Origin of the sequence: Melittangium boletus DSM 14713 (assembly GCF_002305855.1) — a bacterium.
Lineage (GTDB): Bacteria > Myxococcota > Myxococcia > Myxococcales > Myxococcaceae > Cystobacter > Cystobacter boletus.
Genome location: NZ_CP022163.1, coordinates 8,371,398 through 8,395,073 on the forward strand (window position 1 = coordinate 8,371,398; position 23,676 = coordinate 8,395,073).

Here is a 23,676-nt window from a genome sequence, read left to right on the forward strand (position 1 = left end):
CTGGTAGGACGGCCCGCTCTCAAGTTTTCGTACCCCAGTCTGAGCTTTTCTGGAGTCAGTCCATGCGTCGCAGCGCTATCGAGTACGTGGAGGCCAAGCACCTCCGTCAGGACGTCACCGCGTTCCAAACGGGTGACTCGGTTCGAGTTCACTGGAAGGTCAAGGAAGGCGACAAGGAGCGCGTGCAGGCGTTCGAGGGCCTCGTCATCCGCAAGACGAAGGGCTACAACCGCGCCACCTTCACCGTGCGCAAGGTCTCTTTCGGCGTCGGCGTGGAGCGCATCTTCCCGGTGCACAGCCCCCGCTACGAGAAGATCGAGGTCCTCAGCCGCGGCCACGTGAACCGCAACCGCCTCTTCTACATCCGCAACCTCAAGGGCAAGGCCTCCCGCGTGGAGACCCAGGAGGACGCCGAGATGCGTCGCGCCTCCAAGACCACCGCCAAGGCCAAGGCCTAGCGCCGGGGTTGCTTCCGGTCCGTTCGCGGACCGGCGCTTTTCGGGGAGTGTCCTTTTCCAAGGACGCTCCCTTTTTTCATGTCCACGCGCGCTACAATGGGGGGCGCATGCACTTCGTCGAGCTTGCCGTCCAGAATGTCCGGGGCTTCTCCCCGGCCGGCCGTTTCGCCCTGAAAACAGGGTATCTGGTTCTCAAACCGCCCACGGCGGAGCCGAGCCCATTGGCCGGACTGTCGCTCGCGCTGCTGTACGCGGATGGCCGTGGAGGGGACGCGTCCTTCTCCGCCTCCGCACAGAAGCCGGGCAAGGCCGCCCTCACGTTGATGGGCCAGGATGGTGTCACCTACCGCGTGCTGCGCGAGTTGGGCGGAGGGGGCTCGCTGCACCGGCTCAACCCCGCCACGAAGCAGCCGGAGTTGGTGACGCAGGACACCACCGAGGCCAACCAGTTCCTCCGTGGCCAGGTGGGTCTGCCGCCGCGCACCACGTTCGATCAGCTCTTCTGTCTGTATGCCGCGCAGTTGCCCTCACGCCGCCCTCGTGGCCTGGGCCGCGCGACGACCTCGGCTTCCGGTCTGCGCACCCAGTCTTCCTCGGGCATCGCCGCGGCGCGCACGCACTCCTCTCCAGGTATCGCCGGAGGTCTGGCGAGCGCCCAGGCGGTCCTGCCCGCCCAGGACATCCCCGCCGCCGAGGCCAAACAGAAGGAACTGGAGAAGGAACTCATCCTCTGCAAGGAGGTGGACAACCTCCAGTTCGAGGTGGATGGGCTCAACTCCCAGGTCTTCAACCTGGAGCAGAAGCTGAGCAGCACCGAGGGCCTCAAGGAGAAGCTGCGCGAGGCCGAGGCGCTCTGGAACGCCGAGCCCACCCCCGAGAAGATGGGCCTGCCCGCGGACATCGTCGCCCGCGCCGAGCGCTACGGCCGCGTGCTCGCCCGGCGCGACGAGGCCCTCGCGCGGCTCCTGGCCGACAAGGATCTCGCCGACGAGGAGGCCGCGCGCCTGCCAGACATCCAGCCCCTGGTGCGCAACCGCAACTTCTGGATCGCCGTGGCCGCGGGCCTGTTGTTCTTCGGCGTCAGCCTCTTCCTGAGCAAGGGCGCCCGGTACGTGGCGCTGCTGGACGTGCCCGCCTTCGGCTTCGCCGCCGTGCTCGCCCTGCGCTACGTGGAGGAGTTGCAGGAGAAGGACCGGGTGGACCGCCGCGGCGAGATGTTCATCGCCCGTGAGAAGAAGATCACCGAGGAGTTCGAGGCCGAGGCCGGCCCCGTGCGCCGCGCCCTGGACATCTTCGACGTGGACACGCCCAAGGACATTCCCCCCCGGTTGCAGCGCCGCGAACAGCTCGGCGCCGAGGTGGCCCAGCTGCGCGCCCAGCTCGTCTCCCTGGAGAAGCACCCCGAGTTCATCGAGGCGGGTGAGCAACTGCCGATCATCCGCCAGCAGATCGAACTGCTCAACGCGAAGATCGAGCAGAAGGGCACCTTCGTGCGTGACATGCGCGAGGTGGAGCGGGAGTTGTCCCGGCTCAAGGAGTCCATCGCGCTCGCCCGCAACCCGCAGGCCATGGCCGGCTCCCCGGGTGTCGAGGCCTCCAGTGGTCCGGAGCCCCTGGAGGATCCCTCGCCGTTGCTGCTCGGGCTGGCCGGGGACGTGCTGGCCACGGATCTGCATGCCGTGGCGGGCGTGATGCGCGAGCGGTGCGTGCAGTATTTCAGCGCCCTCACCGAGCGCCGCTATGTCGGCGTGGAGTGGGACAAGGACGGGCGTACGTCGGTGGTGGGTGCCTCGGGCCGGCGTCAGCCGCTCTCGGAGTTGCCCCCGCGCGAGGTGGATCTCTTCTTCCTGAGCCTGCGGTTGACCCTGGTGGAGAAGCTGGGCACGCGCCTCAAGTTGCCCCTCGTCGTCGAGGATGCCTTCCTGGGCGTGGATGAGTCCCGGCTGCCGTTGCTGGCCCGGATGCTCAAGCACCTGGGGACGCTGACGCAGGTGCTGCACGTCACGCCGCTGGGCGGCTTCTCCCAGGTGTCGGACGCGACGATTAACCTGTAGTGCTCGGGGGCTCCGGTCGGGGGCCCCTGTGTGGGGAGGGCGGGATGGAACGGGAAGGGGCGAAGGTGGAGCGCAAGCAGTGGGGCGACGAGGGCGAGGAGGCGGCGGTGTGCTTCCTGGTGTCCCAGGGGTACCGGATCCGGGCGCGCAACTACGCGTGCCGCCATGGGGAACTGGACGTGGTGGCCGAGCGGGGAGATGTCTTGTGCTTCGTGGAGGTGCGCATGCGCTCCACGGCGGCCTGGGGAGATCCTTCCCAGACGGTCTCCTTCGCCAAGCAGCGCAGGGTGGTGAAGACGGCGCTGCACTACCTGGGGACGCACGGCGTGCGCGACCGGATGCTGCGCTTCGATGTCATCTCGGTGGTGGGCCGCGGCGAGCGCGCGACGGTGGAGCATCTGCCGGGCGCGTTCGACGCCGGCATGTGAGGCACGGCGAATGTCTGGGACGCTCTATCTGGTGGCCACGCCCATCGGGAACCTGGGGGACGTGTCCACACGCGCCCTCGAGACCCTGCGGCAGGTGGCCTTCGTGGCTTGTGAGGACACGCGGCACTCGCGCGTGCTGCTCGAGCACTTCGGTATCTCCGCGGACACGGTGAGCCTGCCCGCGTTCGCCGAGGGACAGCGCGCGGGCCGCATCCTGGATCGGCTCGTGGCCGGAGAGGACTGCGCCTTGGTGACGGACGCGGGCAGTCCCGGCATCAGCGACCCCGGCGAGAAGCTGGTGGCCGAGGCCCTCGAGCGCGGCGTGAAGGTGGTGCCCGTGCCGGGGCCCACCGCCCTGGTGGCGGCGCTGAGCGCGTCGGGGTTGCCCACCGGGCGCTTCCACTTCCTCGGCTTCCTGCCGCGCAAGGGGCCCGAGCGCCAAGCCATGCTGGAGGAAGTGGCGCCGCTGTCCGCGACGCTCGCCCTCTACGAGTCTCCGCGCCGGTTGGGTGAGACGCTGGCGGACCTGCGCGACGCGCTGGGCGAGCGGCGGGCCGTGGTGGCGCGGGAGCTGACCAAGGTGCACGAGGAGTTCGTGCGCGGCACCCTGGGCTCGCTCGGCGAGCGCTATGCGACCGAGGAGCCCCGGGGCGAGGTGGTGGTGCTCGTGGAGGGACGCACGGGCGAGCACCGCTGGAGCGAGGAGGAGTTGCGACGCGCCCTGGAGGAAGGGCTCGGGCGCGGCGAGAAGCTCAAGGGGTTGAGCACCGAGCTGGCCCGCCGCGCCGGTTGGTCCGGGCAGGACGTGTACCGGCTCGGGCTCGGGCTCAAGAAGCGCTGAGCGGCCCGGCGGTCAGAACGCGAAGGTCGCCGTCACGTCGAAGCGCAGGTCCCGGCTCTCCGAGGCGAAGAATCGCCGCGAGGCGAGGTCCGTGCGGTAGTCGAAGCTTGGGTTCCTGTTGCTCGGATTGCCGGCGATGTCCTCGAAGTCCGCCTTGCCATCCTCGTTCGTGTCCTGGCCCGGGGCCTCGGCGGTGAGGGCGTGGTCGGTGTTGTAGAGGAACATGGCCGAGCCGCGAATGGAGATGATGTCGTTCACGCGGGCCGTCAGGCCGACCTGGCCACCCACCTGGAGGTACTCGGTGGTGTAGAGCATCTTGCCGAGCGCACCGCTCATCTCGTTGTAGTAGCGGCCGGCGCCCACGAAGTTGCTCATGGCCCGTACGTCCAGCCGGATATTGCGCCTGGGGTTGTCGATGACCTGGAACTCCGAGCCCACCACCACGCCGAGCACGTGCGGCGCCTGGATGCCCGTCTCCGCCCGGTCCCATCCGTTCTCGTAGCAGTTCTCCGGCGCGCCAAGTCCCACACCGGGGTTCTCGCAGTTGGAGTAGGCGCCCGGGCCGCGCACGGGGATGGTGTAGGCCGCCTTGAAGTAGGGCTCGGCGAGGCCGATCTTGCGCGAGAGCGCCGTGGACAGCGTGTACTTGTGCACGCGATCGCCCACGGGCGTCCGGGGGTTGTCATCCCGCGTGTCGAGAGACGGGTCGAGCTTGCTGGCGGTGGGGGCCTCGTAGTTGAAGCGCGCCACCCAGGTGGGCTTCGTGTCGTCCCGCTTCTGATTGAAGATGGCCCACGCCAGTCCGAAGCGGGCGTTGCCGAAGCCCGCTCGATAGGCCTGGTAGGGCACGGGGAAGAGCGACGGGTTAGCCAGCGTTCCGTCGGGGTTTGTGTTGGTTATTGGCGTCCCGTTGGGATTGCTGCCTCTAGACAGGGTGTCCGAGTTCGCGCCTTCGGCTGCGTCCCAATACTCGTTGCGGAAGAGCACGAAAGGCAGTCCGAACGAGAACTCCACGTCCTGGGAGATGCCCGCCGCCAGGTCGAAGTTCAGCCGTGTTTCGAACTGGGAGTAGGAGAGGGCACTGCCCAACTCCTGCGGGGCTCGTCCCGTCTGATCCACAGGCGAGGACAACTCACGCAGGATGTGGGTGCGATGCTGGGTGTGCTCGATGCCCACGTCGATGAACAATCCGAAGGGATCATCATCCTCGAACGAAGACGCGACGCGGGTGAGGTCCGCCGCGGTGGCGACGAACGGCATCCCCAGCGACAGGGCGGCGGCAACGGCGCGAAGCCTGGACATCCGACCTCCGAAAACCACACCCCCGGGCCCGGGGCGGCGCGAGGACCTCTTGGGCCCACCCCACCGCCTAACCCCCGAGAAATGTTGGGAAAATTTCGGGGACGCTAGCCGCCACGCGCGGGGGTGTCAAGAAACGGAATCGGGTCAGTTGCCCGCGCCCGCCACCACCGTGGTGCCGAACAACGCGTCCTGTCGGCGCACCTCGGCCTCGAAGGTGGCGCGCTGGGCGGACGGCAACGAGCGCCGGTAGGTGCGGTGGCTCTCGTAGGGGTCCAGCACCCGGTCGTTCTGGGCCTCGAGCTGGTAGTGCAGGTGCGGCGCGAAGGAGCGGCCACTGTTGCCGCTGCGGCCCACCAGCGCTCCGGCGGCGATGCGGTCTCCCACCTTGAGCGAGCGCGGCAACTCGTCCATGTGCAGGAAGAGGGCCCGGCGGTGCTTGCCGCCCACCTCCTCCAGCTCGATGCAATTGCCGTTGAAGCGGAAGCCCCAATTCTTGCGCTTCACGATTCCGGTGAAGGGCGCCTTGACGGGCGTGCCCACGGCGGTCTTGAAGTCCACGCCCTTGTGCTTGCGGCCATCGCGCAGCAGCGACGTCACCTGCTCGTAGTCGTCCAGGGGCGAGTGCTCCAAGCGCAGCTCCAGCTCCTCTCCACCGGGCTGGTAGTAGCGGGGGCTCTTCTCTCCCGAGGCCTGGAAGCGGTAGGCGCGGTGCGTCTGGCCCGTCTTTCCGCTGGCGAAGCGCACCGCGTGCACGAGGGGCTCCTCGTTGGGGCGCGTTTCATAGAGCACGTCCAGGGTATCTCCCCGGCGGAGGTCTCCCGGCACGTCCACCCACCACACGAGGGTGCGGGTCACCACCTGGGCGAGCGCGGGACCCACCGAGGCTCCGGCGGCGGCGACGAGCGCCGTCTCCAGCGGACCCTCGATGCGGACGGTGACATGAGACACACCCGAGGGCTCGGGCGTCGCGACGACCGTGGGGGCGGCGCTGCCCGGAGTGGGGGAGGGCGATGCGGGTGCCGGAGTCCCGGTCGAGGGCGGCGCGGCGGCGACGGCGTCCGTCGCACCTGGCGCCTCGGGGGCCTGGGCGGCGGCCGTGACCTCGGGCTGCTCGGAGACGGACCGGTTCTTCCACCACCACACGCCCCCGGCCACCAGGCCCAGGAACAACGAAATGACCAGCACCGGCCCCAGGGGGCTTTTCTTCGGCGGAGGTCCGAGGGTGGGAAGAGGCGGCCGCATTCAAGCTCCCAGAGAGGTGAGGGGGATGGCGCGGGGTCCGAACCATTGGTTTCGCGGCGATATTTCGCCTGGGTTCAGTCCTCGGGTCCCTCGTCTCGCCCATCCTGTATCGCCATGTCGCGCAGGCCAAATTCCTTCATCTTCGTTTGAAGGGATTTCCGGCTGATTTGCAACAACTTGGCCGCCCGGGTGACGTTGCCACCCGTCTCGTCCAGGGCCTTGGAGATGAGATCCTTCTCGAGCTCGGCCGCCTTCATGCGGACGATGTCCTTGAGCCCACCCTCGCTCGTGGGGGCATCCGCGGGAGCGGCCGGGGCGGCGGGCGGCGGCGTGGTCGCCTGGCGCACGGGCTCGGGGAGATCCTTCGCGGTGATGGATGGGCCATCGGCCAGGAGCAGCACCCGCTCGATGAGGTTCTCCAGCTCACGGATGTTGCCGGGCCAGTTGTAGGCCTGGAGCAACGCCATGGCGTCGTCGGTGATGCCCTCGATCTTCTTGTTGAGCTTGCGGTTGTACTTCTCCACGAAGTGCGTCGCGAGCATGTGGATGTCGCCGCGGCGCTCGCGCAGCGCCGGGAGCACCAGGGGCACCACCGCGAGCCGGTAGTAGAGATCCTTGCGGAAGCGCCCGACGTCGATCTCCGCCTGCAGGTCGCGGTTGGTGGCGGCGATGAGGCGCACGTCCACACGGGTCGTCTTGATGCCGCCCACGCGCTCGAACTCGCCTTCCTGGAGCGCGCGCAGCAGCTTCACCTGCATCTCGACGGGAATCTCCCCGATCTCATCGAGGAAGAGCGTGCCGCCGTCGGCCAGCTCGAAGCGCCCGGGCTTGGAGGTGACGGCGCCCGTGAAGGCCCCGCGCTCGTAGCCGAAGAGCTCGGACTCGAGGAGGTTGTGGGGGATGGCGGCGCAGTTGATCTTGATGAAGGGCTTGTCGCGGCGGCTGGAGGCGCCGTGCAGGGCCGAGGCGATGAGCTCCTTGCCGGTGCCGCTCTCACCGGTGATGAGGACGGTGGCCGGGGTGTCCGCCACCTTGTCGATGATCTTGAAGACGTCCTGCAACTGGGGCGACTCGCCGATGATGGCGGCGCGGGCCTTGGCGTCGGCGCGCACCGAGCGCTGGGCGACGACGTGGGCCTTGGCGGCCTTGGCGATGGCGGCCGACAGCTCCGATTGATCGAACGGCTTGGTGACGTAGTCGAAGGCGCCGGCCTTGATGGCCTCGACGGCGGAGTCCACGGTGCCGTGCGCGGTGATGATGATGACGGGCACGTCCGGGTTGGCGGCGTTGACGGCCCGGAGGACCTCCATGCCGCCGGCCTTGGGCATGACCAGGTCGGTCACCACGATGTCCGCGCCGTTCTTGTGGAACTCGGCGAGGCCCTGCTCCCCGTCGGCGGCCACGGTGACTTCGAAGCCGTCGCGGCGCAGCAGGGCGGCGAGCACCTTGCGGAGGTTCGCCTCGTCGTCGATGACCAGTACTTTCGCCATGGGATGGGGGTGGCGCGTCAGGGCCAGACCGTGAGCGGTTCCAGGGGACGGCCGGGCGCGACATCGGTCGAGAGGTCGTTATCTGGGGCGCCGGCCATGGGAGCGCTGACCATCGCGGCCCGCTGGGGGGAGCGTCAAGGGAAACCCGGGGCGGATGGGACTTCGGGCTTCAAGGGCGTGAAGAGGCCGACATACAGTGCGGCCCTCTTGACTGTTCCCGCTCCCCGTCCCGACGCCCTTCCGACTCCCGCCCCCCCGCATCGCGTGCCCTCGGGCGCTTCCGTCAAGGGCGGCAGCGGCGCCCTGTTCGTCGCGGCGGGCATCCTCGCCTCGAAGCTGGTGGGGCTCGTGCGCGAGCGCGCCTTCGCGCACTACCTGGGCAACGGCGTGGCGGCGGCGGTGTTCAAGGCGGCGCTGCGCATCCCCAACTTCCTGCAGAACCTCTTTGGAGAGGGGGTGCTGTCCGGCTCCTTCATCCCGGTGTACGCGGGGCTCCTGGGCAAAGGAGACGAGAAGGAAGCGGACCGGGTGGCGGGGGCGGTGTTCGGCCTGCTCGCGCTGGCCACGGGGCTGATGGTGGCGCTGGGCATGCTCGCCACGCCCTTCTTCGTGGACACCATCGCCCCGGGCTTCGAGGGCGAGGCGCGGCGCATGGCCATCCGCCTGGTGCGCATCCTCTTTCCGGGCACGGGCCTGCTGGTGATGTCCGCGTGGTGCCTGGGGGTGCTCAACAGCCACCGCAAGTTCTTCCTGTCCTACCTGGCGCCGGTGGTGTGGAACCTGGCCATCATCGCCACGCTGGTGGGCGCGGGCCTCCGGGGAATGGCCGAGGAGCCCCTGGCGGTGGTGGTCGCCTATGGCGTGGTGGCCGGCTGCGCGCTGCAATTCCTCGTGCAGGTGCCCTCGGTGCTGCGGGTGCTCGGCCATTTCCGGCCCCGGCTGTCCACGGCGAGCGAGTCCGTGCGCCAGGTCCTGCGCAGCTTCGGCGCGGTGGTGCTCGGCCGGGGCGTGGTGCAGATCAGCGCCTATGTGGACACGTCCTATGCGTCGCTCGTGGCCACCCGGGCCCTGTCCACGCTCACCTACGCACAGACGATCTACCTCATCCCGGTGAGCCTCTTCGGCATGGCGATCTCCGCGGCGGAGCTGCCGGAGATGTCGCGCGCGGCCGGGGCGGGGGAGGAGGTGGCCCACAAGCTGCGCACGCGCCTGGAGGCGGGAGCACGGCGCATCGCCTTCTTCGTGGTGCCCTCGTCGGCCGCGCTGCTCTTCATCGGAGACGTGGTGGCGGGTGCCCTCCTGCAGACGGGCCGCTTCACCGCCGCGGACACGCGCTACCTCTGGTACGTGCTGATGGGGGCCTCGGTGGGCCTGGTGGCCTCGGCGCTGGGCCGCCTGTACGCCTCGACCTTCTACGCCCTCAAGGACACGCGCACGCCCCTGCGCTTCGCGGCGCTGCGGGTGGTGCTCGACGCGACGCTGGCCTGGTTCCTGGCGCTCAAACTACCGGGCCTGCTGGGGCTCCCAGCCCACCTGGGCACGGCCTTCCTGCCCCTGTCGGGCGGGCTGATGGCCTGGTTCGAGTCCCAGATGCTGCGGCGCACGCTCGCCGGGAAGATAGGCGGGGTCCGGCTGCCCGAGGGCATGGGGAAGCTCTGGGTCGCGGCGGGCCTCGCGGGCCTCCTGGGCCTGGGTATCAAGATGGGGCTCACCCGGCTGCTGGGCCCCGCGCCCCAGGTGCTGGCGGAGTGGGGCGGCGGCATCCTCTCCCCGCCGGACCTCCACCCGGCGCTCGTCTTCCCGGCCGTGGTGCTGCCCTTCGGAGCCCTCTATTTCGCCCTCACGGCGGCCTGGGGTGTTCCCGAGGCGAAGTCCGTCCTCCAGAAGGTGTTCCGCCGCCTGCGGCCGCGCTAGCCCCTGGCCCCCCGTCCCCTGGCCAGCCCGTGGAGTTCGTGGGCCACCCCCCTGTTTTCAGAGGGGATGCCATGTGCGACAGGCCGCGTTATGGAGGGCGGATCGGAGGGTTCGCGTCGAAGACGACCAGATGCGTCTTCCGTCCAGACACGGCGCGTGTGTAGAGTGCGCCGCCTTTTTCCCCAAGCAGGGGGCATTGTCCCTCCTGCGCAGTTTTCGTTCAGGAAGGTCCCCGCGGTGAGCGACGAGAAGAAAGGTTCCATGGGTTCTGGTGGCGGCGATGGGGCCGGGGGTTTCGGCCCCAAGAAGCCCAAGGCCACCTTTGGCGACGTGATGCTCGGCATCCCTTCCGGCCGGAGCGGTGAGGACCGCGGTGGTGGCCGGGGCGGTGGTGGTGAGCGCCGGTCGGATCGCCCGCGTGAGGATCGCGCGGCCAAGCCCCAGGGCGCGGCCCAGGAAGGCGCTCCTCGTGACGAGCGCCGTCCGCGGGGTGAGCGCGGAGGAGGCCGTGGCGGCGGTGGTGGGGGTGAGCGCAAGCCCCAGGGGCCCCTGGTGGTGGTCAAGCGCGCCTCGGGCGCGGTGGAGACGCGCGGTCCGGTGACGCCCGAGGCCACGGCGTCCGCTCCGGCCGAGTCCGCTCCGGAGACCGAGGCGTCGGCCGCTCCGGTGGCGCCGGCGAAGCCCGCGGTGGTGCCCACGCCCTCGAGCGCCCTCTACGAGGAGGTTCCCGAGTCCCAGTCCTTCGCCGAGATGTTCGAGGCGCAGCAGAAGGACGGGGGGCACACGGGCCGACGCTCGGTGCGCATCGGTGAGAAGGTCACGGGCACCATCTTCCAGCTCGGCGCGGACACGGCCTTCGTGTCGCTGGCCAACGCCAAGAGCGAGGCGATGATCGAGCTGCGCGAGCTCAAGGACGACGAGGGCGTGCTGCGCTACGGCGTGGGCGACTCCATCGAGGCGCACGTCGTCGAGGCGGGCGCTCGGGGCATCGTGCTCAGCCGCGCGCTGGCCAAGGGCAGCGCCAACCTGTCGATGCTCGCCGAGGCCCGTGCCTCCGGCATGCCCGTGGAGGGCATGGTCCTGAGCGTGAACAAGGGCGGCGTGGAAGTGGCGATCGGCGACGTGCGCGCCTTCTGCCCCATCAGCCAGCTGGACATCCGCTTCGTGGAGAAGCCGGACCAGTTCATCGGCGAGAAGCTCACCTTCCGCGTCACCGAGGTGCGTGAGCGCAACGTGGTGCTCTCGCGCCGCTCGCTGCTCGAGGACGAGCAGAAGCAGCTCGCGGCCAAGACGCGCGAGACGCTCGAGGTGGGCAAGGTCGTCAAGGGCAAGATCTCGGGCGTGCGCGACTTCGGCGCCTTCGTGGACCTGGGCGGCGTGGAGGGCATGATCCCCGTCTCCGAGATGTCCTACATGCGCGTCGCCCACCCGAGCGACGTGGTGAAGCAGGGCGACGAGGTGGAGGTGGAGATCCTCCGCATGGAGCCGGGCCAGCCCAACTCCCCGGACAAGTCCAAGCAGAAGGAGCGCATCACGCTCTCCATGCGCGCCCGCCAGGAGGATCCCTTCAAGACGGCGCTCTCGGAGATCAAGGAAGGCGACCGGCTGCAGGGCAAGGTGGTCCGGTTGCAGCCCTTCGGCGCCTTCGTGGAGCTGCGCCCGGGCGTGGACGGCCTGGTGCACGTCTCCGCGCTGTCCGAGCGCCGCATCGCGCACCCGCGCGACGCCGTGAAGGAGGGCGAGGTCATCTGGGTGCAGGTGGAGAAGATCGACCCGAATGACAAGCGCATCGGCCTGCGCCGCATCTCCGAGGAGGAGGCCCAGCGCCCCGCCGAGGAGCGTCCGGCCGCCGAGGCCGCCGAGGCGAAGAAGCCGGCCGAGCCGCCCGCGCCGCGCCCCAAGGTGGGCCAGGTGGTGGTGGGCAAGGTGGATCGCATCGAGCCCTACGGCGTGTTCCTCGTGTTCCCGGGCGGCAAGGGGCTCATCCCCGCGTCCGAGACGGGCACCGAGCGCGGCACGGACCTGCGCAAGAAGTTCTCGCTCGGCCAGGAACTGAAGGTGGCCCTGGTGGACATCGATCCGTCCGGCAAGGTGCGCCTGTCTATCACCGCCGCCGAGCGCGCGGAGGAGCGCGCCGAGGTGGAGGCCTGGACGAAGTCCCAGAAGCCCGTGGGTGGAGGCAAGCAGGGCCTGGGCACCTTCGCCGACCTCTTCAAGAAGGCTGGCAAGTAACCGCTGGCGTTTCTGCCCGGGAGCCACGGCGGATGATGCGCGTGGCTCCCGGTGGTTGAATCAAAAGAGTTGACGCTCCAGGGGGAGGGCGATACTAAGCCCCCACTTCGCCGCGGGGTGGAGCAGCCTGGTAGCTCGTCGGGCTCATAACCCGAAGGTCGCAGGTTCAAATCCTGCCCCCGCAACTTCGAACGAGCCAGGGGCCCTGTTCAAAAAGAGTGACAGGGCCTCTGGTGTCTGACAAAGAGAAGCGCAGCAAAACGTGTCGCGGGGTGGAGCAGCCTGGTAGCTCGTCGGGCTCATAACCCGAAGGTCGCAGGTTCAAATCCTGCCCCCGCAACTCTGAATGTGTGTCGTTCCTGTGTGTAGCAAACAATGTCGCGGGGTGGAGCAGCCTGGTAGCTCGTCGGGCTCATAACCCGAAGGTCGCAGGTTCAAATCCTGCCCCCGCAACTTGAAAGGCAAAGCCCCGCTGACGCCGAGTCAGCGGGGTTTTTCTTTTTCCAACCCCTCATCCTCCGCGTGCGCGGTGATCCTCCAGGTACGCGGCGAAGCCGGCCTTGGACTGGATGCGGAACGCGGGCAGCCGTGCGAGGGCCTCGGGGGCGAAGGCGTATTGCTCGCACACGAGGCTCGCGCGCAGGGCGTTGTCTCCGCCTCCCGTGAAGGGGCGCACCTCGTGCGTCAGGTCTCCCCGGAAGTGCACCAGCAGCCCTGGCCTCGGGTGCACCTCACCCACGGACAGCCGCTCACGGGAGAGCACCAGCGCGCCGCCCTTCGCGCCCTCGGGCACGCTCAGGTAGAGGACGCTCACGTGCTCGGGCGTCGCACCGGGGACGCCACTGGGCTCTTGAAGGGTCGCATCGATGTGGCGGCCCACGCCGCGTCCCGCTTCCAACAGCAGCAAATTCACATAGAAGGCGTTGGGCGCGCGCCGCTCGGGTTTGGGGCCGAACAGCCTCTCCCTCCAGGGGAGGAGTCCCCGCCAACCCGTGGGCTCCAGCACTCGCGCCAGATAGTCGCGGAGGAAGGGGAAGCGCTCCTCCAGCGTGGGGCGTCCCGCCTCCGTGAAGATGAGGGCGAAGCCCCGGCTGCTCTGGAAGGTGCCCATGAGCGGACTCCTCGCCACGAAGCGCGAGGAGAGCAGGGTGCCGCGCAGGGCTTCCAGCGCCGCCTCCGGCAAGGCATCGCGGTGGGTGACGTACTCGCTCACGCGCTGGATTCTATCCGGTTCCGGGTGCCGCCCTCCGGGCCGACGCCGCTATCCCTCGAGGGGCAGCTCGGCGAGCACCAGCGGACGGGCCTCCTCGAAGGCGCGCTCCACCTCGGCCATGAGCGTTCCGGGCACGTCCTCGGTTTTGTTCTTGGCCAGGGCCTCCAGCGCCAGGCAGCACTGCCGCAGCCGGGGCAGTCCGTACACGGCGCTGCTGCCCGCCAGGTCATGGGCCTCGCGCGCGAGCCGGCTGGTATCGGCTTTCTCCACGGCCTCGCGCATGCGCACGAGCTGGGGCGGAATGCTGTCGAGGTAGCGATGAAACATCCTCGCCAGGGCGCCCGACGAGCCGGAGTCTCCCAGCTCTCGCAGTCGGGAGAGGTGCTCCATGTCGAGCGCGGGGGCGGCGTCGTCTTGCATGGGGCGGCACTCTACACCGCGGCGAGCCCGGGACTCTCCAACATCTCCAAAAGCGCCTTTTCCGCGCGGTGCAGGCCTGGCTTCTCCTGTTGGGCCAGCTCCTCCACCGTTTCGAAGTAGCGGCCCACCACGCGTCCCTGTTTGAACATGGCCAGGACCGAGGGGTAGATGTACGAATCCCGTGCCACCGTGGGGGTATTGCCCAACTGGGTGGCCGCCTCCTTCACCGCCGCCACCATCGTCTTCTTCACCGCCCGCAGTCCCGCGCCGTCGCAGGCCCGGCCCTGGGCCCGGGCCAGGGCGCAGGCGCAGATGAGCGTGCCCCCCCAGGTGCGGAAGTCCTTCGCGCTGTAGCGCTCGCCCATGACCTCGCGGATGTACTCGTTGATGTGGCGCCGCCGCACGTCCACCACGAGCCCGTCGTCCAGGATGAACTTGAAGATGTCCCGCCCGGGGACCCTCAGGCACTCGCGCACCACCCGCGCCACCTGGCGATCCTTCAGCTCGCGGTGCTGCCGCTGGCCACTCTTGCCCGGGAAGTCGAAGATGACCGTGTCGCCCTTGAGCTTCACGTGCCTGGCGCGCAGCGTGGCCAGCCCGAAGCTCTGGTTCTCGTCCGCGTATTGCTGGCTGCCGGGCCGGATGAAGCACGTGCCCAGGATGCGCAACAGGCACGCCATCACCCGGTTCCTCCCGAGTCCCCGCTGGCGCAGATCCTCCGCCACGCGCCGCCGGAGCTTGGGCAGGGCCCGTGCGAAATCCACGATGCGCTGGAACTTCGCTTCCTCCTGCCGCCGGGTGAAGGACGGGTGATAGCGGTACTGCCACCGTCCCGCGCTGTCCTTGCCGAGGGCCTGGAGCTTCGCGCCCGGCGAGCCGCTGATGAAGACGTCCTTCCACGCGGGGGGCAGTTTCATCGCCGCGATGCGTTGGCTCTCCTTGGCCGACACCCGCTGGCCATCCGGCCGCAGGTAGCGGAAGCCGCGCTGGGGACTGCCGCGCCGACGGATCCCCTCCCGCTGCATGCGCTCGATGTGCGTCATGCCCTATGGCTGTGCAGCGCGGCGCACCCCGTCAACCCAGCCCCGCCTCGTCTGGACCCAGGGCAGGCGAGGGAGAAATCGATCGGGGTGGGTTTTCGTTCTCCCGGAGTCCTGGAATACACTCCCGGCGCTTCTTCTCTTCTCGGGCCCGATGACCGATTTCCTCGCCGCCATCCTCGCCTTTCCCACCGTGCTGTTCACCATTCCACTCGGTGTGGTGGTGGGCTACTGGCTCACGGTCATGGTGGGCGCGGTGGGCATCGATCTGCTCGACGGCGACCTGGGCGACTTCGCCCTGGGGGCCAAGACGGGCGCCATCGAGGGCGGCGTCAAGGGCGCCATGGAAGGGGGAGCCAAGGCGGCCGTGGAAGGCAGCGCCCATGAGGGTGCGTCCTTCCTGGAAGTGCTCGGCTTTGGCGGGGTGCCCGTCACCGTGTCCGTCAGCTTCGTCGTGTTCCTCTCCTGGCTCATGTCGCTCGCCTTCGCCCGACCCCTCCAGGAGAAGCTCGGCGCGCTGCCGGGCGTGCTCGTCACGGGGGGACTCGCCACGGGGTGTCTGGCCGTGGGCCTGGCGCTCGCGGGCCTCGCGGTCCGGCCCCTGCGCCCCCTGTTCGCCACGCAGCAGGCCCCTCGCCGCGCGGAGTTGATGGGGCGCGTCTGCGTCATCGCCAGTGGCCGCGTGGATGGCCGCTTCGGCCACGCCACCTTCGCGGACGGGGGGGCCGGCCTGATCCTCAACGTCGTGTGCGACAAGGGCAATGAACTCAAGCGGGGGGATCAAGCCCTCATCCTCGCCTATGATGCCGCCCGCGATGCCTACGAGGTGGAGCCCGTGGATTGGCTCCTCCCCGAGGAAATGGCGCACCTGGAGGACCCGGGTCGCGCCGCCTCGCTCGCCCGGGAGAAGATCCGCTCCCGGTAACCGACACGCTCTTTTTTCGTACCCGCGCCGGGGGTTGTCCCAGGGGGACTCCGGCCGCGCAGTGAGAACCCCCCCGGTCTACTTCGCTCGGGAAACGCAACCGACATGGAACTGCCAATCGTCGCCTCCGGAATCGCGGGAGGGCTCTTCTTCCTCTTCTGCTCCGCGTTCATCGTCTCCAGGTTCTACCGGCAGGTGGACCAGGGCCGCTCGCTCATCATCAACCCCTTCAAGGGCGAGCCCATCGTCACCTTCACGGGCTCCATCGTGTGGCCCATCATCAACCGCGCCGAGGTGATGGACATCTCCCTCAAGACGGTGGAGATCGACCGCCGCGGCAAGGAAGGCCTCATCTGCAAGGACAACATCCGCGCGGACATCAAGGTCACCTTCTTCGTCCGGGTGAACAAGACGCGCGAGGACGTGCTCAAGGTGGCCCAGTCCATCGGCTGCGCGCGCGCCAGTGACGAGCAGACGCTTGAGCACCTCTTCGAGGCCAAGTTCTCCGAGGCCCTCAAGACCGTGGGCAAGAGCTTCGACTTCGAGGAGCTCTACACCCACCGCGAGGCCATCAAGGATCAGGTCGTCCAGGTGATTGGCAAGGACCTCAACGGCTACATGCTCGAGGACTGCGCCATCGACTACCTGGAGCAGACGACGATCGACGTGATGGACAAGCACAACATCCTCGACGCCCAGGGCATCCGGAAGATCACCGAGCTCACGGCGGCGCAGAACGTCCACACCAACGAGTTCCGCCAGAACGAGCGCATGGCCATCACCAAGCGCAACGTGGAGGCGGACGAGGCCATCTTCGCCCTGGAGCGCCAGCGCGCCGAGGCCGCCGCCAAGCAGAAGCGCGAGATCGAGTCCATCCAGGCGCGGGAGACGGCCGAGGCCGAGCGCGTGAAGTCCGAGGAGTACGCCAAGCAGCAGCTCGCGCGCATCAAGGCCGATGAAGAAGTGCTCATCAACGACCAGAACAAGAACCGTCAGGTCGAGGTGGCCCAGAAGAACCGCGAGCGCGTGGTGGGCGTGGAGTCCGAGCGCGTGGAGAAGGACCGCGCCCTGGAGGCCATCAACCGCGAGCGCGAGGTGGAGCTGTCGCGCATCGGCAAGGAGAAGCAGCTCGAGGCGGAGAAGAAGGCCATCGCCGACGTGGTGCGCGCGCGCATCGCCGTGGAGAAGACCGTCGCCGAGGAAGAGGAGCGCATCAAGGACCTGCGCGTGAAGGCCGAGGCCACGCGCCGCAAGGACGCGCTGCTCATCACCGCCGAGGCCCAGGCCCAGGAGAAGCTCGTCAAGGACATCAAGGCCGCCGAGGCGAGCACCGAGGTGTCCAAGTTCACCGCCAAGGAGAAGCTCACCCTGGCCGAGGCCGAGCTGCAGGCCAGCGACATGACGGCCAAGGCGAAGATGCGCCTGTCCGAGGGCATCCAGGCCGAGGAGGCCGCGCTGGGCCTGGCCGCCGCCCGCGTCAAGGAAGCCGACGCGCTCGCCCTGGAGAAGCAGGGCCTGGCCGCCGCGCGCGTGAAGGAGGCCGAGGCCGCCGTCATCGAGAAGCAGGGCATGGCCCAGGCCGCCGTCACCGAGCGCCAGGGCATGGCCCAGGCCTCCGCCCTCAAGGAGAAGGGCCTGGCCGAGGCCGCCGCCGCGCGCGAGAAGCTCGTCGCCGAGGCCGCGGGTGAGAAGGAGAAGGGACTCGCGCACGCCGCCATCGGCGAGGCCGAGGCCCAGGCCATCCAGAAGCGCGGCGAGGCCGAGGCCGTCGCCATCCGCGAGAAGCTGCTCGCCGAGGCGAAGTCCATCGAGGAGAAGCTGCTCGCCGAGGCGCGCGGCCTGTCCGAGAAGGCCGAGGCCATGAAGGCGCTCCAGGGCGCCACCCGCGAGCACGAGGAGTTCCGCCTGCGCCTGCAGAAGGAGCGCGACGTGGAACTCGCCGCCATCAACGTGCGCAAGGACATCGCCGAGCACCAGGCGAAGGTGCTCGCCGAGACCATGGGCCACGCGAAGATCAACATCGTGGGCGGCGACGGTCAGTTCTTCGAGCGCTTCATCAAGGCCATCTCCGTGGGCCAGGCCGTGGACGGCGCGCTCGACCAGAGCGAGACGCTCAAGAAGGCCTTCGCCGGCTACATGAACGGCGAGAAGGACCTGTCCGCCGACCTGAAGGACATCCTGTCCAAGCCGGGCCTCACCAGCGACGCGCAGAACCTGGCCATGGCGGCCCTGCTGCACCGCATGGCGCCCGCCGCCTCCGCCGCCTCCAACCTCAAGTCGCTCGTGGAGACCGAGCCCGCCGCCCGCGCCTCCGCTCCCGAGCGGACCCAGGGCTGAGCGGCCAGCGCGTTCCCGTTCGCATGATGGCGCCGCGCCCTGGTTGTCTCCGGGGCGCGGCGCCCGCGGTTTGAAGCACCCTTCCTCCGTTTTTCTCCGGTGAATCGACGATGGCAACTGAAAGCCCCACCCCCGCTGGCGAGGCCACGCTCGAGGGCGGCAGCTACGAGGTCATCCGCGCGCGCCTGCTCGGCCAGGCCGAGGCGCTCGGCACCCAGGCCCAGGATCTCAACGAGCGGCGCAAGAAGCTCTTCGGCGGCAGCGAGGCGGCCGTCATCGGCAACGAGCGCGTGCGCACGGAGAACAACTGCGTCGCGCGCGACATCGTCGGCATCGGCAAGTACCTGCTCTTTGGCTACAACGTCTTCATCGGCCTGAAGAAGGAGACGCGCGTCTCGGACGTCTTCTCCCTGCACAAGTTCGAGAAGACCGCCGAGGGCGGCTTCGACTTCTCCGAGGTGGCGTCCACCGAGGCCGGCGGGTTCCTGGTGGACCCCCGCTTCGTCAAGGACTTCGGCGAGCTGTACAAGTACTACAAGGACGCGAAGCTCGTTCAGCTGCGCCGCAACGAGTCGCGGCTCCTGGCCGTCTTCCAGACGGGTCAGTCCGAGCGCGACATCAAGGTCTTCCGCTTCTCGCTCGACGTGGAGGGCAACGCCACCTACATCGACAACCAGGGCGAGCGCGATCACGTCTTCCCGCCGTCTCACGACTTCGAGTGGACGGTGGCCACGCGTGAGGACTACGTGCTCGGCCAGCATCCCCACGTGAACATCCTGGATCAGGTGTTCGTGGAGACGGTGAAGGGCGATCTCACCGTCAAGGTGGAGGACAACACCGCCGACGGCCAGGGCATCTACCGCGAGCCCGTGGATGATCCGGATCAGGCGCTGGACGACGCCGAGTTCGCCTACGCGAAGATCGGTGGCCTCATCCTCCTGCGCGTGCTGCCGTTCCGCGAGCAGAAGCACCGCTACCTCGTCTTCAACACCCGCACGCAGCACGTGGTGCGCATCGACGCCATCGGCAACGCCTGCGTCCGCCTGCCCGAGGATCAGGGCATCGTCTTTCCCGGCGGCTATTACCTGCAGACGGGTGATTTCAAGCTCTTCGACGGGATTGGCCCGGGGCTGCGCTTCAAGCGCGCCATCCGCTCGCCCAATGGCGAGGACGTGCTCTACGTCTTCTTCCGCTCCGACGAGGGCACCTACGTCCTCTTCCCGTACAACCTCGTGCGCAAGGAGGTGCAGAACCCGCTGCTGGGCCACGGCTTCAGCCTCTTCGGGGACGGGCGCCTGGTCATCTTCCGCGCCACCTCCAACGAGCCCACCCGCGTGCACCCCATGCAGGTGTGGCAGACCCCCTTCGTCTCCGCCGAGCACGCCGCGAAGATGCCTCCCGCGCCAGGCTACCTGGGCAAGGTGGGCAACGCGGAGCTCGTGCGCGGCATCTCGGACGCGCTGACGCTCGTGCGTCTGGCGCGCACGGACAAGCCGTCCCGCCGCACCTACGAGGACCTGGCCGCCGCCGGCACCCGCATGCTCGATGCCTTCTACTGGCTCGGGCACGAGGAGACGCGGCTCGCCGAGGGCATCGAGCAGTTGCGGCGCACCTCCGAGCTCATCATCGACGAGTTCGAGAAGGTGCTCGCCCTGCGCAAGCGCGCCCAGGACGCGATCTCGGGCGCGGTGACGGCCCAGGATCAGGTGCTCCTGCGCGTGCGGCCCGAGGAGCTGCAGACCGCCGAGGGCTTCATGCATGCCCTGTCCGACCTGCGCAAGCAGCGCGGCCAGCTCATCACCCTCAAGGAGGTGCGCTACATCGACGTGGCGCGCCTGGAGGCGATGGAGAAGCAGGTCGTCGACGAGACGGATCGCGTCAGCGCCGATGCCGTGGGCTTCCTCCAGCGCGATGAAGCCCTCAAGCCGCTGGCCACCCGCCTCGAGGATCTGCTGCAAAAGCTCGAGCCCATCCAGACGACGCTCGAGCTGGCGCCGCTCGCCGAGGACGTGGAGCAGGTGGGCAAGGGCCTCGAGGTCCTCAGCGAGACGGTGGGGGGGCTCCAGGTGGGCGATCCCCTCGCGCGCGCCCGCATCCTGGAGGGCATCTCCGAGCTGTTCAGCCGCCTCAACCGCGTGCGCGCGGGCATCACCGTGCGGCGCAAGGAGCTGGTGGGCCGTGAGAAGCGGGCCGAGTTCGGCGCCCAGTTCAAGCTGCTCGGCCAGGCGGTGGAGAGCGCGCTGAGCGTGGCGGACTCCCCGGAGAAGTGCGACGAGGGCCTGTCGCGCCTCACCGTGCAGCTCGAGGAGATGGAGGGCCGCTTCGGCGAGTTCGACGAATTCCTCGGCCAGCTCACCCAGAAGCGCGAGGAGCTGCTGGAGGCGTTCGGCCAGAAGAAACAGGCCCTGGTGGACGAGCGCCAGCGCCGCGCGCAGAACCTCTTCGGCGCCGCCGAGCGCATCCTCACCGGTGTCAACCGCCGCGCGAAGTCGTTCAAGGCCGAGGACGAGCTCAACTCGTACTTCGCCTCCGACTCCATGGTGCTCAAGCTGCGGCAGCTCGCCCAGCAGCTGCTGGAGTTGCAGGACAGCGTGCGCGCGGACGAGGTGCTCAGCCGCGTGAAGACGGCGCGCCAGGACGCCCTGCGCGCCCTGCGCGATCGCAATGACTTGTACGAGGAGGGCTCGGGCGCTCCCGTCATCAAGTTCGGCAAGCACCGCTTCAACGTCAACACCCAGTCGTTGGACCTGACGCTGGTGCCGCGCGACGGGGTGCTCTACCTGCAGCTCACGGGCACGGACTACGCCCAGAAGCTGGAGGACCCGGAGCTGGAGAAGTACCGCGCGCTGTGGGATCAGCACCTCGTCTCCGAGACGCCCGAGGTGTACCGGGCCGAATTCCTCGCCGCGCAGGTGCTGCTGGACGCGGAGGAGGGCAAGGGTGGGGTGACGCTCGCGGCACTGCGCCAGGCGGAGCACGAGCCCAACGGCCTGCTCGAGAAGATCCGCGCGTACGCGGCGGACAAGTACGACGAGGGCTACGAGCGCGGCATCCACGACGCGGACGCGGTGGCCATCCTGGAGCGGCTGCTCGCCATGCACACCGGGGCGGGCCTCCTGCGCTTCGCGCCCACGCCCCGCGCCTGGGCGGCCCTGTACTGGTCCCTGGGGGGCGAGGCCGAGGAGAAGGTGCTCCTGCACCGCCGTGCCCGCAGCCTGCACCGCCTGCGCGGCGCCTTCGGGGAGTCGGCGGAGCTCACGGTGCTCGGCGACGAGGCGGGGACGCGCATTGGCGCGTTCCTCGCGAGCGTGGGCGTCCAGACGGGCCCCGCGGAGGCGCGGCTCGCCGGGCGCTACCTCGTGGAGGAGCTGGGCGTGGAGCGTCCGCGCTTCACCACCAGCGGCGAGGCGGTGGCGCTCAAGGACGCGCTGCTCGCCCAGCTGGATCGCACCAACACGCGCTCGGCCTTCGAGGACGACTTGCGCGGCCTGGAGAAGAACCTCCCCGAGCGGCTGCGCGTGGTGCGCGCGTGGGTGGAGGCCTTCCTGGCGCGGCGCGAGGGAGGACCGGGCCCGGCGGCCCACGTGGCGGTGGAGGCGGCGGTGGTGCTGCTCACCGAGCGCAAGCTCGACCGCGAGGTGGCCGGTGCCCTCACGTCCGCCGAGGTGCCCGGAATGCTGGGTCAGCACCCGCGCATCCATGATCGCGTGCTGTCCCTGCGGTTGGATGAATTCCTCGCCCGCCTGAGCGACTTCCGCCAGGTGCGCGTGCCGGCCTACCACGCCTACCGCGCGCTCCTGCGCGACCTGTTGGACAAGGAGCGCCGCCGCCTGCGCCTGGAGGAGTTCACCCCCAAGGTGCTCACGTCCTTCGTGCGCAACCGGCTCATCGACGAGGTGTACCTGCCCCTCATCGGCGCCAACCTCGCCAAGCAGCTCGGCTCGGCGGGGGAGAACAAGCGCACGGATCGCATGGGCATGCTCCTGCTCATGTCGCCGCCGGGCTACGGCAAGACGACGCTCATGGAGTACGTGGCCAGCCGTCTGGGCCTCACCTTCGTCAAGGTGAACGGTCCGGCGCTGGGCCACTCCGTGAAGTCGCTGGATCCCTCCGAGGCCCCCAACGCCACGGCCCGCCAGGAGGTGGAGCGCATCAACCTGTCCTTCGAGATGGGCAACAACGTGATGCTCTACCTCGATGACATCCAGCACACGGATCCGGAGCTGCTGCAGAAGTTCATCTCCCTGTGCGACGGCCAGCGCCGCATCGAGGGCGTGTGGAATGGCAAGACGCGCACGTATGATCTGCGCGGCAAGAAGTTCTGCGTGGTGATGGCGGGCAACCCCTACACCGAGACGGGCGAGCGCTTCCGCATCCCGGACATGCTCGCCAACCGCGCGGACACCTACAACCTGGGTGACATCCTCGATGGCAAGGAGCACCTGTTCGCCCTCAGCTACATCGAGAACGCGCTCACCTCCAACGCGGTCCTGGCGCCGCTGGCCACGCGAGAGCCAGCGGACATCCACAAGCTCATCCGCATGGCCCAGGGCGAGGAGATTCCCACGGGCGAGCTGTCCTACGGCTACGCCGCCGCGGAGCTGCAGGAGATCGTCGCCGTGTTCCAGCGGCTCTTCCGCGTCCAGGACGTGCTGCTCAAGGTGAACCTGCAGTACATCGCCTCGGCGGCGCAGGACGAGCGCTTCCGCACCGAGCCTCCCTTCAAGCTGCAGGGCAGCTACCGCAACATGGGCAAGGTGACGGAGAAGGTCGTCGCCGCCATGACGGACGACGAGCTGGAGCGGCTCATCGACGACCACTACCAGGGCGAGTCGCAGACGCTCACCACGGCGGCCGAGCAGAACCTGCTCAAGTTGCAGGAGATGCGCGGGCGGCTCTCGTCGACGCAGGCCAGGCGCTGGGAGGAGATCAAGCAGGGCTTCGCGCGCGTCAAGCGCATGGGCGGCAAGGAGGATGATCCCGTGGCGCGGGTGACCGGCCAGCTCGGTGCCATCGAGGAACAGCTCGGCTCGGTGCGCGACGCGGTGGCGCGGGCGGCCGAGACGGCGCGGGCGCCCTCGGGGCCGAGCCCGGTGGCGGAGGTGGCGCCTCGGCTGGAGTCCCTGCGCGAGGCGCTGCTGGAGCTGGCGCGCAAGGAGGCGCCGGCGCCCGTGGTCCAGGTGCCCCCGGGGCCGGACTTCTCGCCCTATCTGCAACACCTGGCCAAGGTGCTCCGGGCGCTCGCCGAGCGCGCGGTGGCGCCCGCCCCGGCGGTGGAGCTGGGTCCGGTGATGGAGCAGCTCACCCAGGCGGTGAAGGCCATGGCGGATCGCCCCCAGGTGGTGGCGCCCGCGGCCCCGCCGCCCGCGGACCTGGGCAAGTACATGGAGCAGATGTCCCAGGCGGTGAAGGTGATGTCCGAGCGGCCCCCCGCGCAGTCGTTGCAGCGCTCCGCCTCGGCGCCGCTTCCCTCGGACGTGGGTCGGCAACTCTCCCTGGTGGAAAATGCCCTCGCCCCCCTGGAGCGCGTCGCCAAGCGCACCCTCCAGGGCGGAGAGGAGAACCTCAAGGCCATGCAGGTCTGGCAGGCCGTGACCGAGGCCCTGGAATTGTTACAGGCCCTGCAACGTCCAGTGGGCTAGGCCGTCAAGGATGGAGGGCACTGAAAAAAACAGTCGCCCTCCAGGCCGATTGCTTCGCTGGATTTCCAGGAATATTCTGACACCACGCGTTGTTATACGGCGCGTCCAACACTTTTCCTTCTCCAGGTCATTCGTCCA

General features: G+C 69.0%; 15 protein-coding genes and 3 tRNA genes. 12 read left to right on the forward strand and 6 right to left on the reverse strand.

The annotated features are described in order from the left end of the window. Positions 1–62 precede the first annotated feature (62 nt). The 4 genes from rplS to rsmI all read left to right on the forward strand — a co-directional run bounded on the left by rplS (position 63) and on the right by rsmI (position 3,781). Positions 63–458, forward strand: coding sequence for a 50S ribosomal protein L19 (gene rplS / locus MEBOL_RS34700; protein ID WP_095981438.1), 396 nt, complete (start codon positions 63–65; stop codon positions 456–458). 107 nt (positions 459–565) lie between these two features. Further along, on the forward strand, positions 566–2,512 hold the full coding sequence (locus tag MEBOL_RS34705) for an ATP-binding protein (RefSeq protein ID WP_095981439.1): 1,947 nt from the start codon (positions 566–568) through the stop codon (positions 2,510–2,512). Positions 2,513–2,556: 44 nt separating this feature from the next. Then, the gene (locus MEBOL_RS34710) at positions 2,557–2,940 is read left to right on the forward strand and encodes a YraN family protein (protein WP_095981440.1); all 384 of its coding nucleotides are present in this window, start codon (positions 2,557–2,559) and stop codon (positions 2,938–2,940) included. A gap of 10 nt (positions 2,941–2,950) precedes the next feature. Then, complete coding sequence (gene rsmI, locus MEBOL_RS34715) at positions 2,951–3,781, forward strand: 16S rRNA (cytidine(1402)-2'-O)-methyltransferase (protein ID WP_095981441.1); 831 nt, start codon at positions 2,951–2,953, stop codon at positions 3,779–3,781. Positions 3,782–3,793: 12 nt separating this feature from the next. Here rsmI and MEBOL_RS34720 read toward each other — a convergent pair whose 3' ends face one another. The 3 genes from MEBOL_RS34720 to MEBOL_RS34730 all read right to left on the reverse strand — a co-directional run bounded on the left by MEBOL_RS34720 (position 3,794) and on the right by MEBOL_RS34730 (position 7,815). Further along, positions 3,794–5,083, reverse strand: coding sequence for a hypothetical protein (locus tag MEBOL_RS34720; protein WP_095981442.1), 1,290 nt, complete (start codon positions 5,081–5,083; stop codon positions 3,794–3,796). A 144-nt stretch (positions 5,084–5,227) separates the two neighbouring features. Further along, positions 5,228–6,325 carry a M23 family metallopeptidase gene (locus MEBOL_RS34725; RefSeq protein ID WP_095981443.1) on the reverse strand — a complete coding sequence of 366 codons (1,098 nt, stop codon included), beginning with the start codon at positions 6,323–6,325 and terminating at the stop codon, positions 5,228–5,230. Between the two features lie 74 nt (positions 6,326–6,399). Continuing rightward, positions 6,400–7,815 (reverse strand): sigma-54-dependent transcriptional regulator, encoded by a 1,416-nt coding sequence (locus MEBOL_RS34730; protein WP_095981444.1) that lies wholly within the window; start codon positions 7,813–7,815, stop codon positions 6,400–6,402. A 207-nt stretch (positions 7,816–8,022) separates the two neighbouring features. Between MEBOL_RS34730 and murJ the strand changes: the two genes are divergently transcribed. From murJ to MEBOL_RS34755, 5 genes are all read left to right on the forward strand, one after another. Then, positions 8,023–9,729 carry a murein biosynthesis integral membrane protein MurJ gene (gene murJ, locus MEBOL_RS34735; protein WP_179956343.1) on the forward strand — a complete coding sequence of 569 codons (1,707 nt, stop codon included), beginning with the start codon at positions 8,023–8,025 and terminating at the stop codon, positions 9,727–9,729. A 261-nt stretch (positions 9,730–9,990) separates the two neighbouring features. After that, positions 9,991–11,961, forward strand: a complete 1,971-nt coding sequence (locus MEBOL_RS34740; protein WP_095983187.1) for a S1 RNA-binding domain-containing protein — start codon at positions 9,991–9,993, stop codon at positions 11,959–11,961. 111 nt (positions 11,962–12,072) lie between these two features. Then, positions 12,073–12,146: transfer RNA gene (locus tag MEBOL_RS34745), tRNA-Met, on the forward strand. 81 nt (positions 12,147–12,227) lie between these two features. After that, a tRNA-Met gene (locus tag MEBOL_RS34750) sits at positions 12,228–12,301 on the forward strand. A gap of 39 nt (positions 12,302–12,340) precedes the next feature. Next, positions 12,341–12,414 (forward strand) — tRNA-Met (locus MEBOL_RS34755). 58 nt (positions 12,415–12,472) lie between these two features. On the opposite strand, the gene MEBOL_RS34760 is transcribed toward MEBOL_RS34755, so the two are convergent. From MEBOL_RS34760 to MEBOL_RS34770, 3 genes are read right to left on the reverse strand one after another with little or no spacing between them, the layout of a single operon-like run. After that, positions 12,473–13,174: a 2OG-Fe(II) oxygenase gene (locus tag MEBOL_RS34760; protein WP_095981445.1), complete on the reverse strand. Its 702-nt coding sequence runs from the start codon at positions 13,172–13,174 to the stop codon at positions 12,473–12,475. Positions 13,175–13,222: 48 nt separating this feature from the next. Next, entirely contained in the window at positions 13,223–13,594 is a 372-nt protein-coding gene (locus MEBOL_RS34765) for an Hpt domain-containing protein (RefSeq protein WP_095981446.1), read from the reverse strand. Positions 13,595–13,605: 11 nt separating this feature from the next. Further along, entirely contained in the window at positions 13,606–14,637 is a 1,032-nt protein-coding gene (locus MEBOL_RS34770; protein ID WP_095981447.1) for a DNA topoisomerase IB, read from the reverse strand. Between the two features lie 151 nt (positions 14,638–14,788). On the opposite strand from MEBOL_RS34770, the gene MEBOL_RS34775 reads away from it, so the two are divergent. From MEBOL_RS34775 to MEBOL_RS34785, 3 genes are all read left to right on the forward strand, one after another. After that, on the forward strand, positions 14,789–15,559 hold the full coding sequence (locus MEBOL_RS34775; RefSeq protein ID WP_095981448.1) for a hypothetical protein: 771 nt from the start codon (positions 14,789–14,791) through the stop codon (positions 15,557–15,559). 105 nt (positions 15,560–15,664) lie between these two features. Then, a complete protein-coding gene (locus MEBOL_RS34780; protein WP_095981449.1) occupies positions 15,665–17,896 on the forward strand; it encodes a flotillin family protein in 2,232 nt (743 codons plus the stop codon). Positions 17,897–18,006: 110 nt separating this feature from the next. Then, positions 18,007–23,538, forward strand: coding sequence for a DNA repair ATPase (locus MEBOL_RS34785; RefSeq protein ID WP_095981450.1), 5,532 nt, complete (start codon positions 18,007–18,009; stop codon positions 23,536–23,538). The last annotated feature ends 138 nt before the right edge of the window (positions 23,539–23,676 follow it).

Excerpts from the sequence above, each read along its gene's own strand:
- rplS (WP_095981438.1), top strand. The coding sequence starts at position 63 with ATGCGTCGCAGCGCTATCGAGTACGTGGAGGCCAAGCACCTCCGTCAG.
- MEBOL_RS34705 (WP_095981439.1), top strand. The coding sequence starts at position 566 with ATGCACTTCGTCGAGCTTGCCGTCCAGAATGTCCGGGGCTTCTCCCCG.
- MEBOL_RS34710 (WP_095981440.1), top strand. The coding sequence starts at position 2,557 with ATGGAACGGGAAGGGGCGAAGGTGGAGCGCAAGCAGTGGGGCGACGAG.
- rsmI (WP_095981441.1), top strand. The coding sequence starts at position 2,951 with ATGTCTGGGACGCTCTATCTGGTGGCCACGCCCATCGGGAACCTGGGG.
- MEBOL_RS34720 (WP_095981442.1), bottom strand. The coding sequence starts at position 5,083 with ATGTCCAGGCTTCGCGCCGTTGCCGCCGCCCTGTCGCTGGGGATGCCG.
- MEBOL_RS34725 (WP_095981443.1), bottom strand. The coding sequence starts at position 6,325 with ATGCGGCCGCCTCTTCCCACCCTCGGACCTCCGCCGAAGAAAAGCCCC.
- MEBOL_RS34730 (WP_095981444.1), bottom strand. The coding sequence starts at position 7,815 with ATGGCGAAAGTACTGGTCATCGACGACGAGGCGAACCTCCGCAAGGTG.
- MEBOL_RS34740 (WP_095983187.1), top strand. The coding sequence starts at position 9,991 with ATGGGTTCTGGTGGCGGCGATGGGGCCGGGGGTTTCGGCCCCAAGAAG.
- MEBOL_RS34765 (WP_095981446.1), bottom strand. The coding sequence starts at position 13,594 with ATGCAAGACGACGCCGCCCCCGCGCTCGACATGGAGCACCTCTCCCGA.
- MEBOL_RS34770 (WP_095981447.1), bottom strand. The coding sequence starts at position 14,637 with ATGACGCACATCGAGCGCATGCAGCGGGAGGGGATCCGTCGGCGCGGC.
- MEBOL_RS34775 (WP_095981448.1), top strand. The coding sequence starts at position 14,789 with ATGACCGATTTCCTCGCCGCCATCCTCGCCTTTCCCACCGTGCTGTTC.
- MEBOL_RS34780 (WP_095981449.1), top strand. The coding sequence starts at position 15,665 with ATGGAACTGCCAATCGTCGCCTCCGGAATCGCGGGAGGGCTCTTCTTC.
- MEBOL_RS34785 (WP_095981450.1), top strand. The coding sequence starts at position 18,007 with ATGGCAACTGAAAGCCCCACCCCCGCTGGCGAGGCCACGCTCGAGGGC.